At 64.1% G+C, this 677-nt stretch carries 1 protein-coding gene; it reads right to left on the bottom strand.

Annotated features, from left to right (window positions below):
* Positions 1 to 189: 189 nt before the first annotated feature.
* Positions 190 to 405 carry a hypothetical protein gene (locus ACUJ8O_RS11515; protein WP_036334147.1) on the bottom strand — a complete coding sequence of 72 codons (216 nt, stop codon included), beginning with the start codon at positions 403 to 405 and terminating at the stop codon, positions 190 to 192.
* Positions 406 to 677: the final 272 nt, after the last annotated feature.

Raw genomic sequence — 677 nt, 5'->3', positions numbered from 1 at the left:
CCCGAGTCAACAACGTCATGACCTCTTACATCTAGGAGGACGTGCACCGTCGGGAGAAGAGATGTGTGAGCTGGCGAGCCAATTGGCGTGGATCTCGCCCGCCCCAAACGACCGATAAAGGCAGTGGCCCATCGCCGTCCTTAGCGGGGGCGCGTCTCTCGGCTGGGGTGGTCGCGGGCGTTTCTGCGTTCAGAGTGTGTCGTGCCCGTCCTCGCTCAGCTCGGCTGCCTTCATCCAGAGCCGATAGCTGCCGTATCCCGCCAGGAGTGCGAGGCCCCAGCCGATGAAGCGTGCGTTCCCGGTGGTCATCTCCATCGGGAACAGGGCATAGCGTCCCCAGAACCAGACGAGCAGCACCATGAGTAGCAGTCCGGCCAGGATGCGAAGGTACGTGGTCCGTCTCATGCGCTGAGCCTACCGACGCGGGATTCCCGATTATGAGCATGTGCGTCCCGGGAGGCTCGCCGGCTGCGGGTGACGGTCCCGATCACACAGAGGATGAAGCCGAGCAGGAGAAGCCCCCATCCGAGCAGTCCCCGCCATTCCAGACGCGTGAAGTTGAGGATGCTCAACCCGCACAGCTGGATGAGCGCGCCGATGATGCGCAGGCTGGGGTGGGAGGGGGGAAGTTGAGTCCCGCATAGTGGTGTAGCGCCCGGTGGTCGGGCGTGTCGTCT

The sequence above is a fragment of the Micrococcus sp. EWR3.9.1 genome, assembly GCF_052615555.1.
This window is presented reverse-complemented; position numbering and strand designations above follow the sequence as displayed.

Bases quoted from the DNA above. Each gene is read 5' to 3' on its own strand.
- ACUJ8O_RS11515 (WP_036334147.1), bottom strand. From the start codon at position 405: ATGAGACGGACCACGTACCTTCGCATCCTGGCCGGACTGCTACTCATG.